General features: G+C 36.9%; 15 protein-coding genes. 13 read left to right on the top strand and 2 right to left on the bottom strand.

The window, feature by feature from the left end; genetic code table 11:
* Positions 1 to 2 precede the first annotated feature (2 nt).
* The 3 genes from A5880_RS00820 (at position 3) to ybaK (ending at position 2,579) form a co-directional block, all read left to right on the top strand.
* Positions 3 to 1,205, top strand: a complete 1,203-nt coding sequence (locus A5880_RS00820) for an MFS transporter (RefSeq protein WP_086330189.1) — start codon at positions 3 to 5, stop codon at positions 1,203 to 1,205.
* A gap of 19 nt (positions 1,206 to 1,224) precedes the next feature.
* A complete protein-coding gene (gene aroD / locus A5880_RS00815) occupies positions 1,225 to 1,980 on the top strand; it encodes a type I 3-dehydroquinate dehydratase (RefSeq protein WP_086330188.1) in 756 nt (251 codons plus the stop codon).
* A gap of 140 nt (positions 1,981 to 2,120) precedes the next feature.
* Positions 2,121 to 2,579, top strand: a complete 459-nt coding sequence (gene ybaK, locus A5880_RS00810; RefSeq protein ID WP_179190400.1) for a Cys-tRNA(Pro) deacylase — start codon at positions 2,121 to 2,123, stop codon at positions 2,577 to 2,579.
* A gap of 10 nt (positions 2,580 to 2,589) precedes the next feature.
* Here the strand turns inward: ybaK and A5880_RS00805 are convergent, their stop codons facing one another.
* On the bottom strand, positions 2,590 to 2,991 hold the full coding sequence (locus A5880_RS00805) for a ribonuclease HI family protein (protein ID WP_086330186.1): 402 nt from the start codon (positions 2,989 to 2,991) through the stop codon (positions 2,590 to 2,592).
* 83 nt (positions 2,992 to 3,074) lie between these two features.
* Here A5880_RS00805 and A5880_RS00800 point away from each other — a divergent pair, with 83 nt between their 5' ends.
* Complete coding sequence (locus A5880_RS00800) at positions 3,075 to 3,518, top strand: EbsA family protein (protein WP_086330185.1); 444 nt, start codon at positions 3,075 to 3,077, stop codon at positions 3,516 to 3,518.
* A 264-nt stretch (positions 3,519 to 3,782) separates the two neighbouring features.
* Here the strand turns inward: A5880_RS00800 and A5880_RS00795 are convergent, their stop codons facing one another.
* Positions 3,783 to 3,983, bottom strand: coding sequence for a cold-shock protein (locus A5880_RS00795; RefSeq protein WP_086330184.1), 201 nt, complete (start codon positions 3,981 to 3,983; stop codon positions 3,783 to 3,785).
* A 182-nt stretch (positions 3,984 to 4,165) separates the two neighbouring features.
* On the opposite strand from A5880_RS00795, the gene A5880_RS00790 reads away from it, so the two are divergent.
* The 9 genes from A5880_RS00790 to A5880_RS00750 all read left to right on the top strand — a co-directional run bounded on the left by A5880_RS00790 (position 4,166) and on the right by A5880_RS00750 (position 13,032).
* A complete protein-coding gene (locus A5880_RS00790; RefSeq protein ID WP_086330183.1) occupies positions 4,166 to 5,836 on the top strand; it encodes a formate--tetrahydrofolate ligase in 1,671 nt (556 codons plus the stop codon).
* A gap of 158 nt (positions 5,837 to 5,994) precedes the next feature.
* Positions 5,995 to 6,378 carry a hypothetical protein gene (locus A5880_RS00785; protein WP_086330182.1) on the top strand — a complete coding sequence of 128 codons (384 nt, stop codon included), beginning with the start codon at positions 5,995 to 5,997 and terminating at the stop codon, positions 6,376 to 6,378.
* On the top strand, positions 6,378 to 7,079 hold the full coding sequence (locus A5880_RS00780; protein ID WP_086330181.1) for a CBS domain-containing protein: 702 nt from the start codon (positions 6,378 to 6,380) through the stop codon (positions 7,077 to 7,079). Before A5880_RS00785 ends, A5880_RS00780 begins: the two co-directional genes overlap by 1 nt.
* Positions 7,080 to 7,085: 6 nt before the next feature.
* The gene (gene lspA, locus A5880_RS00775; RefSeq protein WP_086330180.1) at positions 7,086 to 7,562 is read left to right on the top strand and encodes a signal peptidase II; all 477 of its coding nucleotides are present in this window, start codon (positions 7,086 to 7,088) and stop codon (positions 7,560 to 7,562) included.
* Positions 7,549 to 8,454: an RluA family pseudouridine synthase gene (locus tag A5880_RS00770; RefSeq protein WP_086330179.1), complete on the top strand. Its 906-nt coding sequence runs from the start codon at positions 7,549 to 7,551 to the stop codon at positions 8,452 to 8,454. The genes lspA and A5880_RS00770 overlap by 14 nt, the downstream gene beginning before the upstream one ends.
* Before the next feature lie 340 nt (positions 8,455 to 8,794).
* Positions 8,795 to 9,352 carry a bifunctional pyr operon transcriptional regulator/uracil phosphoribosyltransferase PyrR gene (gene pyrR, locus A5880_RS00765; RefSeq protein WP_086330178.1) on the top strand — a complete coding sequence of 186 codons (558 nt, stop codon included), beginning with the start codon at positions 8,795 to 8,797 and terminating at the stop codon, positions 9,350 to 9,352.
* A gap of 32 nt (positions 9,353 to 9,384) precedes the next feature.
* The gene (locus tag A5880_RS00760) at positions 9,385 to 10,668 is read left to right on the top strand and encodes a solute carrier family 23 protein (RefSeq protein WP_086330177.1); all 1,284 of its coding nucleotides are present in this window, start codon (positions 9,385 to 9,387) and stop codon (positions 10,666 to 10,668) included.
* A gap of 144 nt (positions 10,669 to 10,812) precedes the next feature.
* On the top strand, positions 10,813 to 11,739 hold the full coding sequence (locus tag A5880_RS00755) for an aspartate carbamoyltransferase catalytic subunit (RefSeq protein WP_086330176.1): 927 nt from the start codon (positions 10,813 to 10,815) through the stop codon (positions 11,737 to 11,739).
* A gap of 9 nt (positions 11,740 to 11,748) precedes the next feature.
* A complete protein-coding gene (locus tag A5880_RS00750) occupies positions 11,749 to 13,032 on the top strand; it encodes a dihydroorotase (RefSeq protein WP_086330175.1) in 1,284 nt (427 codons plus the stop codon).
* Positions 13,033 to 13,034 lie beyond the last annotated feature (2 nt).

Here is a 13,034-nt window from a genome sequence, read left to right as displayed (position 1 = left end):
CAATGAAAAACAAGTATATGCCGACAGCGTTAGGGCTGTATATTAACTATATTGTTCACGGGATGGGCGTCTTAATCATTATGCAAAACAAAGACGCATTGGCGGCCCAATGGCACACAAATATTGAAGGAGTTTCTGGTGTTGTTGCAATGCTAGGGATCGGTCGTTTAGTAGCTATCTTGATATCTGGTTGGTTGTCAGATAAATTTGGACGTAAACCATTTGTTTATTTAGGAATGTTTATTTATGCTTTATTTTTTGCAGGAATCTTGTTCAGTCCAAGTGTTCCTGTAGCAATGGCGTTTGGTGTTGTTGCAGGGATAGCCAATTCATGTCTTGATTCTGGTACGTACCCAGCTTTAATGGAATCTTTTCCAAAAACAGCTGGAACAGCAAGTGTCTTGATCAAAGCAGCCGTTCAAATCGGACAATTTGCCTTGCCATTCATTATTGCGTTTTTAGGAAGTAGTGGTCTTTGGTTTGGATGGTCATTTGTAGTTTGTTTAGCATTATTATGTGTTAATGCTTTATTCTTATTGAAATTGCCTTTCCCTGATTCAGATAATAAAGCAGCTGAAAAAGAAGGCGAAGAAGTCGAGCAAGCACCAGTTACAACGTTCAAAAGTAAACCCAAAATGCATATTGAAGGAGTCGCTTTTGTTATTTATGGTTTTATTTCTCAGGCAACATTTTATTTGATTAGTCAATATATTTCTCTTTATGGACAAGAAGTTGCTTCTATGACAGAAAACTCAGCGAAATTATTGGTTTCTTACTATTCAACAGGATCGTTGATTTGTGTTGGTGTTACGGCCGTTGTTGCAGCTAAAATTCGTCCAGTTAATTTAGTATTGCCCTATACATTTGCTTCCTTTTTATCAATTAGTGCTATGTGGTTATTCCCGACACCTACAGTCTTAACTATCGGTGCTGTTTTAGTTGGTTTCTTTGCAGCAGGTGGTGTAATGCAGTTAGGTTTAACTGTTATGGGAGAAATGTTTCCAGCTGGTAAAGGGACAATTACTGGGATTTTCTATACATTCGGTAGTATTGCATCCTTTGCTATTCCGGTAGTTTCTGGTAAAATCGCTAATAGCGACCCACATGGTATTATGTTATTAGATACGGTGATTGCAGGAATTGGTTTTGTTTTAGCAGTCATTATCTTTATCCGTTATCGTCAAACAATCGACACATCTAAATAAAATGAAGGAGTTTATACTCATGAAAACAGTCACTATTAAAAATGTTACTTTAGGATCAGGCAGTCCTAAAATAATTGTTCCACTTGTTGGGAAAAATGAAGTAGAATTACTAGACGAAGCGAAGCATTTGTTGACGATTGATTGTGATTTGATTGAATGGCGTGTGGATTTTTTCGACCAAGTTACAGATTTTATGGCAACAGCTTCGATGTCTAAGAAAATTGCAGAAATCTTGTCAGATAAGCCATTGCTTTTAACCTTCCGAACAAAAAAAGAAGGTGGAGAATTAGACTTTTCAGATGATCAGTATTTTAGTCTATATGAAACAGTTATTCAGTATGGAGCGATTGATTTATTGGATGTTGAATTATTCATGGATGAAAAACGAGTACAGCAAACCATTGATTTAGCCCACCAAAAAGAAATCAAAATCGTTATGTGTAATCATGATTTCGATAAAACACCTGCAAGAGAAGAAATTGTTTCTAGATTATGCAAGATGCAGGAAAAAAATGCTGATATTTGTAAGATTGCAGTTATGCCGCAATCTTCTGGCGATGTGTTGACTCTTTTAGAAGCAACAAATGAAATGAAAGTGACACATGCTGATCGTCCAATCGTAACGATGTCTATGGGACAACTTGGAATGGTCAGTCGAATGTGCGGAGAGGTTTTTGGTTCAGCAATGACATTTGGAGCAGCTAAGAAAGCTTCCGCTCCAGGTCAGGTACCAGTGACAGAATTACGTGAAATTCTTAAAACGTTAGCTATATAAATCAAGTAGACTAATCTAGGAGCGAGAAAAAAGACTTCTGATTAGTCTATTTTTCTTGCATCCAAGCCATTCTTTGCTAAACTTATTGTGAGGTGAGTAAAAAAGTGGGTAAGAAAAAGAAAATCCAAAAAACAAATGCAATGCGAATTGTAGAGCAACAAAAAATATCGTATAAAGAACATGAATTTGCATGGAGTGAGGACCATCTGAGCGCCGATAGTGTGTCAGTAAAATTAGGTATTGATCCTTCAAAAATATTCAAAACACTTGTGACTGTTGGAAATAAAACAGGTCCGGTAGTGGCAGTGATTCCAGGGAACAAAGAACTAGATTTAAAAAAATTAGCTCAAGCGAGTGGCAATAAAAAGATAGAAATGCTTCACCTGAGAGATTTAGAAGAAACAACAGGGTACATTAGAGGTGGTTGCTCACCAATTGGAATGAAAAAGCTATTTCCAACATTTATCGCACAAGAAGCGGAGCAATGCCCGACAATCATTGTGTCTGCAGGCAAACGTGGCATGCAGATTGAACTTGATCCTAATTTAATACTTCGAGTGACTGGAGGGAAGATAGCAGAGTTGACCATCAGTGATTGACAGAAAAAAACTAGGTGTTTAGGTACTTTTGTAATGCTTGTCTAGCAAGCATGTCAGCGCCTTTGTTTTGAGTTTCTGGTACCCACTTTACTAATAGTAATGGAAAGTCGTTTTCTAATTCTTGAAATTTATGTAAGTAAGGTTGGAAGGACGGATTTTTCGCATGTTTTTTTTCGATGGTTTGCACAACTATTTTACTATCAGAATGGATCAGTATTGTTTGATTGTTTTGTTTTTTTTCGATGACCAATTGAAGAGCTTCTATGAAGACTTTAAATTCTGCTTCATGATTTGAGCAGTTTCCCAGTGTCACATGAATCTGTTCATGTGAATTTTCTCCTACAATGACGATTCCACCTCCGCTAGGACCTGGATTTCCTTTTGTTGCAGCGTCGACATATATTCGTAACATAAATATCTCCTTATTTTCTTTTTTTTCAAAGTTGAAGTATGTTACTATTATAACATACTGAATTTTTATTAAGGGGTCGCTACATGAAGAAAAAAGTCTATCATTGGCAACCAGAATTATCAACGGCGATAATTTATTGGTCTTGTACATTTGGCATTTTATTTTTAAGTTTGATTTTAACATTAGAACATACTCGTCCTTATCTCACGAGTAATATCGTATTAGGCATTTTCTTTTTCTTTGTAGTATTGGGATTTAAACGTTATTTTATAGTAGAAAATGAGCAGTTAGTCATTCATACTTTATTACCTGTCAATCGACAAAAAATAACACTGTCTGCAATAGAAGTGATTCGAGTTGGATCAAAATGTATTGAAGTAAAATCTTCTGAATTTAAAGAAGGTTCTCAATTGTTTATTATGACTAAAAAGAATAAACAGGCGTTTATAGTAGCTATTAAACAAAAAAAGTCATTTACCGCAACAGTTATTGATGACCCTGACCTTAAAATCGGGAAACACTATTAATTTAAGAGTCTTTCAAAAAATCGAGGGTGTGACAACAGTCGTTTAGGCTCAAACACTAAGTAGGGAACAAATCAGATTAACTTGTACCTGTGTTGTGTTTCTTGTTAATGGGTCAAAAACCGCACAATGCATAAAACACATTGTGCGGTTTTTAGGAAATTGTCGGCGAGTCTGACTTTTTCACACCGTTGATTCGGATTTTGGTGACGTTAATAAAGCTCAAAGAGTTTTATTAACGTCACCATTTTTATATGTTGAAGCGTTTTATATTTTTTTCACGTGAGCGGCCTGTAAGCCACGTGAACCTTCCATCACTTTAAATTCTACCGCCTGATTTTCTTCCAATGTCTTGAAGCCATCTTCTTCAATTGCTGTGAAATGAACAAAGATTTCCTCGTCTTCATTATAAACAATAAAACCGTAACCTTTTCGATTATCGAACCACTTGACGAACCCTTTTTCCATTCAAATCACGCTCCTTTATTTTATAAAGTCTAGGATCATTATAAAGTGAAAAAAGAAAACCGTCAAACTTTTGGGAAAATTCATTTTTTTAGATGGAAACAGAAATAAATAAGAGGTATAATAGGTAATAACTTAACGAAAATTAAAAAAAGAAGATTAAAGTTCGGGAAAAGGGGCATTTGATGAAGACGGATATAGAGATTTCACAAGAAGTAGTGTTATTACCCATCGATAAAGTAGCGCAATCGATCGGTTTAACGGAAGAAGCTCTGGAATTGTATGGCAAATATAAAGCCAAAATTAATGTTTCTACAATGCAATGTTTGAATGAAAAGCAAGAAGGAAAATTAATATTAGTTACATCTATTAATCCCACACCAGCAGGAGAAGGTAAATCTACTGTAACAATCGGTTTAGGAGACGCCATGAATCGTATTGGCAAGAAAACAATTATTGCTTTACGTGAGCCTTCATTAGGTCCTGTGATGGGGATCAAAGGAGGTGCAACAGGGGGAGGATATGCCCAAGTTTTACCAATGGAAGACATTAATTTACATTTTACTGGTGACATGCATGCGATTACTACCGCAAATAATGCTCTTTCCGCATTATTGGATAATCATATTCAACAGGGAAATGAATTAGGGATTGATTCTAGACGAGTTATTTGGAAACGTGTGTTGGATTTGAATGATCGTGAGCTCCGTCAAATAATCATTGGATTAGGCGGACCTATTCAAGGTGTTCCAAGAGAAGATGGTTTTGATATCACAGTTGCTAGTGAAATCATGGCTATTTTATGTTTAGCCTCTGACTTAGAAGACCTCAAGTTTCGATTAGGCAATATTGTTGTTGGTTATACGTTTGAAAAAGAGCCAGTTACTGTTGGGGATTTGGGTGTTCAAGGAGCATTGACTTTATTACTAAAAGAGGCAATTAAACCTAATTTAGTGCAAACTATTTATGGAACAGCAGCATTTGTACATGGAGGTCCATTCGCAAACATTGCTCATGGTTGTAATAGTATTTTAGCAACTAAAACAGCTCTACAACTTGGGGATTATGTTGTAACAGAAGCGGGTTTTGGTGCTGATTTAGGGGCTGAAAAATTTCTTGATATCAAGGTTCCTAACCTAAAAAAAGCGCCTGATGCAGTTGTGATTGTTGCAACGGTTCGTGCTCTTAAAATGCATGGCGGGATGAATAAGGAAGAGCTGAATAAAGAAAATATCTCAGCTTTGATTAAAGGGTTTGGCAATTTACAAAAGCATATTGAAAACATGAAAAAGTATGGCTTGCCTGTTGTAGTGGCAATCAATGAATTTGTCAGTGATACGGAAAACGAAATCGGTACGTTACGCGAATTGTGTGAAACCATTGGAGTTCCTGTTGAGTTGACAAGTGTATGGGAAAAAGGCGCTGAGGGCGGTGAAGCTCTTGCCAAGCGTGTAGTGCAAGTCGTCGAAGAACAAACAGCCGATTTTAAAAGTATTTATCAATTAGGTATGAATCTGGAAGAGAAAATCAAAGCAATCGTCACAACGATTTATGGTGGGAAAAACGTTACATTTTCTAAAAAAGCAAACGCGCAAATCACGACGTTTGAAAAGTATGGGTGGGACCGCTTGCCAATCTGTATGGCCAAAACACAGTATTCATTATCAGATGACTCGCAGCAGCTGGGAAGACCAGAAGACTTTACAATTACGATTCGAGAACTAGTACCTAAAATCGGTGCTGGGTTTATCGTCGCTTTGACAGGGGATGTGATGACTATGCCAGGATTACCAAAAAAGCCGGCTGCGTTGAATATGGATGTAGACAAAGACGGTAATGCAATTGGTTTGTTTTAATATAAAGTAATCGATGTGAAAACAAAAGTCTCTTTTCAGCGGCTTTTGTTTTTTGTTCTAAGTAAGTTTATTTTTATTCAAATCAACTTCTTTCTTCCAGTCGGCTAGTTTTTGTTATATACTTTAAACTAAAGCTCAAAGCTCGAGGAGGGATCGGCATGAAGATTCGTTGTACTAGAAATACAGGATTTTATGGAATGGGTAGTCCAATCGAGATTAGAAAAAATAACGAAAAGTGGTTTTATCTAAGCCAAAATCAAACAAAACAAGTCGAAGTAGAAGAATCCGAATGTATGATTCAGGCCAAGTTTTTCCTTTTAAAAAGTGTTCCTTTTAAGGTGATTGATCAAGAAAAAATAATTGATCTAGAGCTCACTATGAATCCAATTCTGATCTTAAGTTATGTTATACTCTTTGTTAGTATGTTTTTAATTTCTGTTTTGCAGCTGAAAGGAATAGGCGTGTTACTAGTACTTGTTACTTATGTTATCTTTCTATATTTAATGTTGAATAGAGCTTATATAATCAAGGAGAAAAAATAATGGGTGAGAGAGCTGCAGAGTTTTTAAGTAGTTTTAACCGTATTGAAAAGTGGTTTCGCGAACAATTAAATAATCCAACGAATATGGGATTTAGCGAAATGGTTCGTAGACTATCTAGGAAAAAAGACAGTCATATTCCGCGTTTTCAAGATGACTTACTACAAATGGCTCAATTGAGAAATGCAATTGTACATGAACAAATTTCAACTGATTTTGTGATAGCTGAACCAAACGAATGGGCAGTCAACCGTATACATGCCATTGAAAAAGAGTTGATCAGCCCTGAAAAAGTTCTTCCGCGTTTTGCAAAGAAGGTAACAGGGTTTGATATAACTATTTCCATTAAGGATATTTTAGCAATTGTGGCACGTAAGCAATATTCACAATTTCCTATTTACGATGATGGGTTATTCAAAGGATTGATCACAGTTCGTGGCTTGGGGATTTGGTTAGCTGTTGAAAGTTCTAAAGGAGATATTCAGTTGGAAGGTAAAAAGGCAGCTGAACTTTTAATAACTAACTATAAAGGCAGCAATTATCAATTTGTCAGTAAAGAAACAACGGTGTTTCAAGTTGAAGAAATGTTTGTGAACCAATTTAGATTAGAAGCAATATTAATTACAAAAGATGGAGATCCTAATGGGAATTTACTTGGTATTATTCGTCCAAGGGATTTATACAATAATTTAGAGAAGGAATGAAAGCCGTTGTTAGCAGTTTATTTAATTATCAGTGCCGTTTTGATTGGTTTAGATCAATGGGTCAAATATGTAACAGTTGCATCTATTCAATTAGGAGAAACAAAAGAATTTATTCCAGGATTCTTATCGTTTACGTATATTCGAAATACTGGTGCAGCTTGGAGTCTTCTAGAAGGCAAAATGTGGTTCTTTTATATCATTACTGTTATTGTCGTAGCTGTAGTGTTATATATTTTAGTTAAAAATATTAACAGTAGCAAGTGGTTTACTGTAGGTTTAAGTTTAGTTTTAGCAGGAGCGATTGGAAATTTTATTGATCGTGTGCGTCTAGGTTTTGTCGTTGATATGTTTCAAACTGAATTTATAAACTTTCCGATATTCAATGTTGCTGATACAGCTTTAGTGATTGGTGTGGCATGTATATTTATTTATTTGATTTTAGAAGAAAAAGCAGCGAAGGATGGAAAAAATGGAACAAATTAATGTAAAAATAAAACAAGAAAAAGGACGCATTGACAAAGTCCTAAGTGACCTGCTGAAAGCGCACTCTCGTTCGCAAATTCAGCAATGGTTAAAAGAAGAGAATGTAAGAGTGAATGGAGAAGTAACTCGTTCAAATTACAAAGTAAAAGAACATGATGAAATCATTATCGCCGTTCCAGAACCAGAAGAGTTAGACATTCAAGCTGAAAATATTCCTATCGAAATCGTTTATGAAGATGATGACTTACTTGTTGTTAATAAACCTCAAGGGATGGTTGTCCATCCTTCTGCTGGACATCAAAATGGTACCTTAGTGAACGCTTTGTTGTATCATATCAAGGATTTGTCTTCGATTAATGGGGTTATTCGACCAGGAATTGTTCATCGTATTGATAAAGACACTTCAGGGCTATTGATGGTTGCTAAAAATGACCGAGCTCACATTGCCTTAGCTGAACAATTGAAAGACAAAACCTCACTTAGAAAGTATATTGCTTTGGTACATGGGGAAATATCCCACGATAAAGGTGAAATCAATGCTCCTATTGGTCGTTCAAAGAATGATCGGAAAATGCAAGCGGTCATTGAAGGTGGAAAAACTGCAGTGACTCATTTTGAGGTTTTAGAACGATTTGATGGATTCACATTAGTTCAACTACAATTAGAAACAGGCCGCACCCATCAAATCAGAGTACACATGAAATATATCGGTTATCCTGTTGCAGGAGATCCCTTATATGGTCCAAGAAAAACATTAAAAGGGCAGGGACAATTTTTACACGCTGAAATGTTAGGCTTTAAACATCCGACAACTGGTCAAATGATGGTTTTTGAAGCCCCTTTGCCCGAGCTTTTTGAAAAAACTTTGGACCAATTAAGAAATAATGATTGATTTATTTCAAAAGAAAAGGTACACTATTTGAGAAAGAAAATTAAATAAGTAATCCTTTAAGTGTAGTCCCGTGAGGCTAAGAAGGAAACATGCAGAACAATATCTAGGTGCGCTTAGAAAAAATCTGTGTGAAATGAATAGTATCTTTGTATAGATAAATTCAATCCTCCTATCCGAACGCGGGTGGGAGGATTTTTTGTTTCTCGTTGCGTAAGCTTTAGCTAATGAAAACGGCAAACCTAAGCACTACTATCACATGAAAAAGAGCAAGCGTCTGGCCTTAAACGCTGAAACAGGAAGCTCATGAGGTAAAAGAAAAATATTTCAGGAGGAGAAAAAAATGCAAAGAAAAGAAGTCGTTGATGCAGTAACGATGAAACGAGCACTAACAAGAATCACGTATGAAATTATCGAAAGAAACAAAGGAATCCAAGATATTGTTTTAGTTGGAATCAAAACACGCGGTATATACATCGCTCAACGGATTGCGGAGCGTTTGAAGCAGTTGGAAAATACGGACGTTCCTGTTGGTGAACTAGATATCACTTTATACCGAGATGACATGGACGGTCAATCAATGAAAAAACGCTCATTGGAAGAACCAGAGCTACATTCGTCAGATATTCCAGTATCTTTGGAGGGCAAAGAAGTGATTTTGATTGATGATGTGCTCTTTACAGGACGAACGATTCGAGCAGCTATGGATGCTGTGATGGATCTTGGACGACCAAGAAAGATTTCATTAGCTGTTTTAGTAGATAGAGGACATCGAGAACTTCCGATTCGCGCGGATTATGTGGGTAAAAATATCCCAACTTCAATGGCAGAGGAAATCATTGTTGAAGTAGAGGAAAAAGATGGTGTGGATCGAATCTTGATTGCAAGTACTGAAGAATAGAAAAATAAATAGTAGAGATAGGGTAGGTTGAAATGACAGAAAAAAAATTTCGCAATGAAGAAGCCGTTTTAGATATTCACGACAGACCAAAAACAGCGCATTGGATTGGCTTAAGTTTACAGCATTTATTCACCATGTTTGGTGCAACTGTTTTAGTTCCGATATTAGTGGGTATTGACCCTGGGATAGCATTAGTCAGCTCGGGTCTTGGGACAATGGTGTACTTATTTACAACAAAAGGAAAAATTCCAGCGTATCTGGGCAGTAGTTTCGCTTTTATTGCAGCGATGCAAATGTTGATGAAAAGTGATGGTTATCCTGCAATCGCTCAAGGGGCAATAACAACAGGGTTAGTTTACTTGATTGTGTCGATTATCATCAGCAAAATTGGTTCAGCATGGCTGGATAAAATTTTACCGCCAATTGTTGTAGGTCCAGTTGTGATGGTTATAGGTTTGGGACTTGCTGCAAATGCTTCAAATAATGCCATGTTCAATAATGGCGAATATGATTTCAAATTTATTGCAGTTGCGTTAATCACTTTAGGTCTAACAATCTTTTACAACATGTTTTTCAAAGGTTTTCTAGGTTTGATTCCGATTTTGTTAGGAATTGTCAGCGGCTATCTGGTTGCACTGGCATTTGGAATTGTAGATGTTGAGCCAATTAAAAACGCAGCTTGGTTTGCTAGACCAAACTTTGAAATACCTTTTGTACAATATCAGCCGAAATTGTATCTAAACGCAATTACAACAATGGCACCGATCGCGTTTGTCACAATGACGGAACATATCGGACACTTAATGGTTTTAAATAAATTAACGAAGCGCAACTTTTTCCAAGATCCAGGCTTATCAAAAACATTGATGGGAGATGGAGCAGCGCAAATCGTAGCAGGTTTGGTTGGAGGACCACCTGTCACAAGTTATGGTGAAAATATTGGTGTCCTAGCGATTACCCGAGTGCATAGTGTCTTCGTTATCGGAGGAGCAGCAGTGTTTGCAGTAGGACTTGGCTTCGTTGGAAAATTAAGTGCAGTTATTCTAAGTATTCCTGGACCTGTTATCTCTGGTATCAGCTTCGTTTTATTCGGAGTAATCGCAGCAAGCGGATTAAAAATTCTGATCGACAATCAAATCAACTTTGATAAGAAAAAGAATCTGCTGATTGCATCTGTCATCTTAGTCATCGGTATCGGCGGCTTGGTCTTTAAAGTAGATACATTTGAACTATCATCAATGGCTTTAGCAACTGTTTTAGGTATTATTCTAAACTTAATTTTACCCGAAACAGCACGAAGTGAAGAAAAAGACTGAGTAGTCGTTAATGGGAAACTCTTCAGAGAAAAGGTTGAACGAGCTTTTTTTGGACACAGTAAATGAAATGCGCTGATGTTGAAACCTATAAAGTGCAACGAAGTGGAAACGTTGTTACCCATATATATAAGGAGGAACGAATGCATGATCATCACATCTGAACGTATCAGTTTAAAACATCTTTTAACAGTAGAAGCATTAAGTGATCAGGAAGTTATGGGCTTGATTCATCGTGCTCAAGAATTTAAGCAAGGAGCAACTTGGCAACCTGAAAAAAAACAATATTTTGCAACCAACTTGTTTTTTGAAAACAGTACGCGAACGCATAAAAGTTTTGACGTTGCCGAGAAAAAGCTGGGGATCGAAGTGATCGAATTTGAAGAAAGTATGAGTTCGGTCAAAAAAGGTGAAACGCTTTATGATACAGTGCTGACAATGTCGGCAATCGGAGTAGATGTGGCAGTCATTCGTCATGGAGAAGAAAACTATTATGATGAGTTGACTCAAAGTAAAACCATTCAATGTTCCATAATTAATGGCGGCGATGGTAGTGGACAACATCCTACACAATGTTTACTAGATTTGATGACAATTTATGAAGAATTTAAGTATTTTGAAGGATTAAAAGTGGCGATCGTTGGAGATATTACACATTCTAGGGTAGCAAAATCAAATATGCAAATGCTCAAACGTCTTGGTGCAACCATTTTTTTCTCAGGACCAGAAGAATGGTACGACAAACAATTTGAAGCGTATGGTCATTATATGCCCTTAGATGAAGTTGTTGAAACAGTCGATGTGATGATGTTGCTTCGTGTTCAGCATGAACGCCATGATGGTTCAGAACTATTTTCAAAAGAAGAATATCATCAAGAATACGGATTAACGGTGGAACGGGCAAAACGATTACAAAAACATGCAGTCATTATGCATCCTGCTCCTGTGAATCGAGATGTTGAGCTAGCAGATTCATTAGTCGAGGGAATTCAATCAAGAATTATCCAACAAATGAGTAATGGCGTTTATATGAGAATGGCAATTTTGGAAGCAGTATTACATGGAAAGGCATAGGTGAACAACATGAAAACTCTTATCAAAAATGGAAAAATCGTAAAAAAGGACAATCAATTAATCCCAGCAGAAATCTGGATTGAACATGGAAAGATCAAAGCAATCGGTGAGTCTTTTGACGAGAAAATGTTTGAAAAAGTCTACGATGCAAAAGGACAATTAATTACTCCAGGATTAGTTGATGTTCATGTTCATCTAAGAGAACCAGGCTTTACTTACAAAGAAACGATTGAAACTGGCAGTAAATCTGCTGCTAGAGGAGGATACACAACGGTTTGTGCAATGCCTAATTTAAACCCTGTACCCGATACTGCGGATAAATTAAAAGAAGTCTACGATATCATTCAAAAAAATGCTGTAGTAAAAGTATTACAGTACGCTCCAATCACAGAAGAGCTTCGTAGTGAAAAATTAACAAATCAAAAAGCTTTAAAAGAAGTGGGGGCTTTTGCCTTTACAAATGATGGAGTAGGCGTACAAACAGCAGGAACGATGTATCTTGCGATGAAAGAAGCTGCAGCCTTAAACATGGCGATTGTTGCCCACACAGAAGATGAGTCATTGTTATTTGATGGTGTGATGCATGAAGGAGAAGTTTCTAAAAAATTAGGACTTCCAGGGATTTTGAGTTCTACAGAAGCGTCACAGATTGCTCGTGACGTTATTTTAGCAGGCGAAACAGGCGTTCACTACCATGTCTGTCATGTCTCAACTAAAGAAAGTGTACGTGTGATTCGTGATGCTAAGCGTGCTGGCGTTCATGTAACCGCGGAAGTTGCCCCTCATCACTTGATTTTAATCGATGAAAATATTCCAGAAGACAATGGATTTTGGAAAATGAATCCGCCACTACGTGCAACAGAAGATAGAGAAGCATTGATCGAAGGATTATTGGACGGAACTATTGATTGTATTGCAACAGATCATGCCCCACATGGATTAGAAGAAAAGAATCAAACCTTCCTAAAAGCACCTTTTGGTATCGTAGGAAGCGAAACAGCTTTTCAATTAATTTACACGCACTTTGTCGAAACAGGTAAATTTACGCTTGAACAAGTGATCGACTGGATGGCAACGAAGCCAGCAGAAATTTTTGGTCTAGATGCAGGGACATTAACAATAGGCAGTCCAGCAGATATTGCTGTTTTTGACTTGTCGGCAGAAGAATTGATTGACGATAAAGAGTTTGAATCACAAGGAGTAAACACACCGTTTGTTGGTTGGAAGGTCAAAGGAAATACACTAATGACTTTTGTTGATGGACAATCAGCTTGGTCTAAGGGAGATGCATAAAT

The sequence above is a fragment of the Enterococcus sp. 4G2_DIV0659 genome (genome assembly GCF_002140715.2).
GTDB lineage: Bacteria > Bacillota > Bacilli > Lactobacillales > Enterococcaceae > Enterococcus_L > Enterococcus_L mansonii.
Note: the sequence above shows the minus strand (reverse complement) of the source record. Positions and strands in the feature narration are given on the sequence as shown.

Coding starts and splice junctions, on each gene's coding strand:
- A5880_RS00820 (WP_086330189.1), top strand. CDS start 3: ATGAAAAACAAGTATATGCCGACAGCGTTAGGGCTGTATATTAACTAT.
- aroD (WP_086330188.1), top strand. CDS start 1,225: ATGAAAACAGTCACTATTAAAAATGTTACTTTAGGATCAGGCAGTCCT.
- ybaK (WP_179190400.1), top strand. CDS start 2,121: ATGCGAATTGTAGAGCAACAAAAAATATCGTATAAAGAACATGAATTT.
- A5880_RS00805 (WP_086330186.1), bottom strand. CDS start 2,991: ATGTTACGAATATATGTCGACGCTGCAACAAAAGGAAATCCAGGTCCT.
- A5880_RS00800 (WP_086330185.1), top strand. CDS start 3,075: ATGAAGAAAAAAGTCTATCATTGGCAACCAGAATTATCAACGGCGATA.
- A5880_RS00795 (WP_086330184.1), bottom strand. CDS start 3,983: ATGGAAAAAGGGTTCGTCAAGTGGTTCGATAATCGAAAAGGTTACGGT.
- A5880_RS00790 (WP_086330183.1), top strand. CDS start 4,166: ATGAAGACGGATATAGAGATTTCACAAGAAGTAGTGTTATTACCCATC.
- A5880_RS00785 (WP_086330182.1), top strand. CDS start 5,995: ATGAAGATTCGTTGTACTAGAAATACAGGATTTTATGGAATGGGTAGT.
- A5880_RS00780 (WP_086330181.1), top strand. CDS start 6,378: ATGGGTGAGAGAGCTGCAGAGTTTTTAAGTAGTTTTAACCGTATTGAA.
- A5880_RS00770 (WP_086330179.1), top strand. CDS start 7,549: ATGGAACAAATTAATGTAAAAATAAAACAAGAAAAAGGACGCATTGAC.
- pyrR (WP_086330178.1), top strand. CDS start 8,795: ATGCAAAGAAAAGAAGTCGTTGATGCAGTAACGATGAAACGAGCACTA.
- A5880_RS00760 (WP_086330177.1), top strand. CDS start 9,385: ATGACAGAAAAAAAATTTCGCAATGAAGAAGCCGTTTTAGATATTCAC.
- A5880_RS00755 (WP_086330176.1), top strand. CDS start 10,813: ATGATCATCACATCTGAACGTATCAGTTTAAAACATCTTTTAACAGTA.
- A5880_RS00750 (WP_086330175.1), top strand. CDS start 11,749: ATGAAAACTCTTATCAAAAATGGAAAAATCGTAAAAAAGGACAATCAA.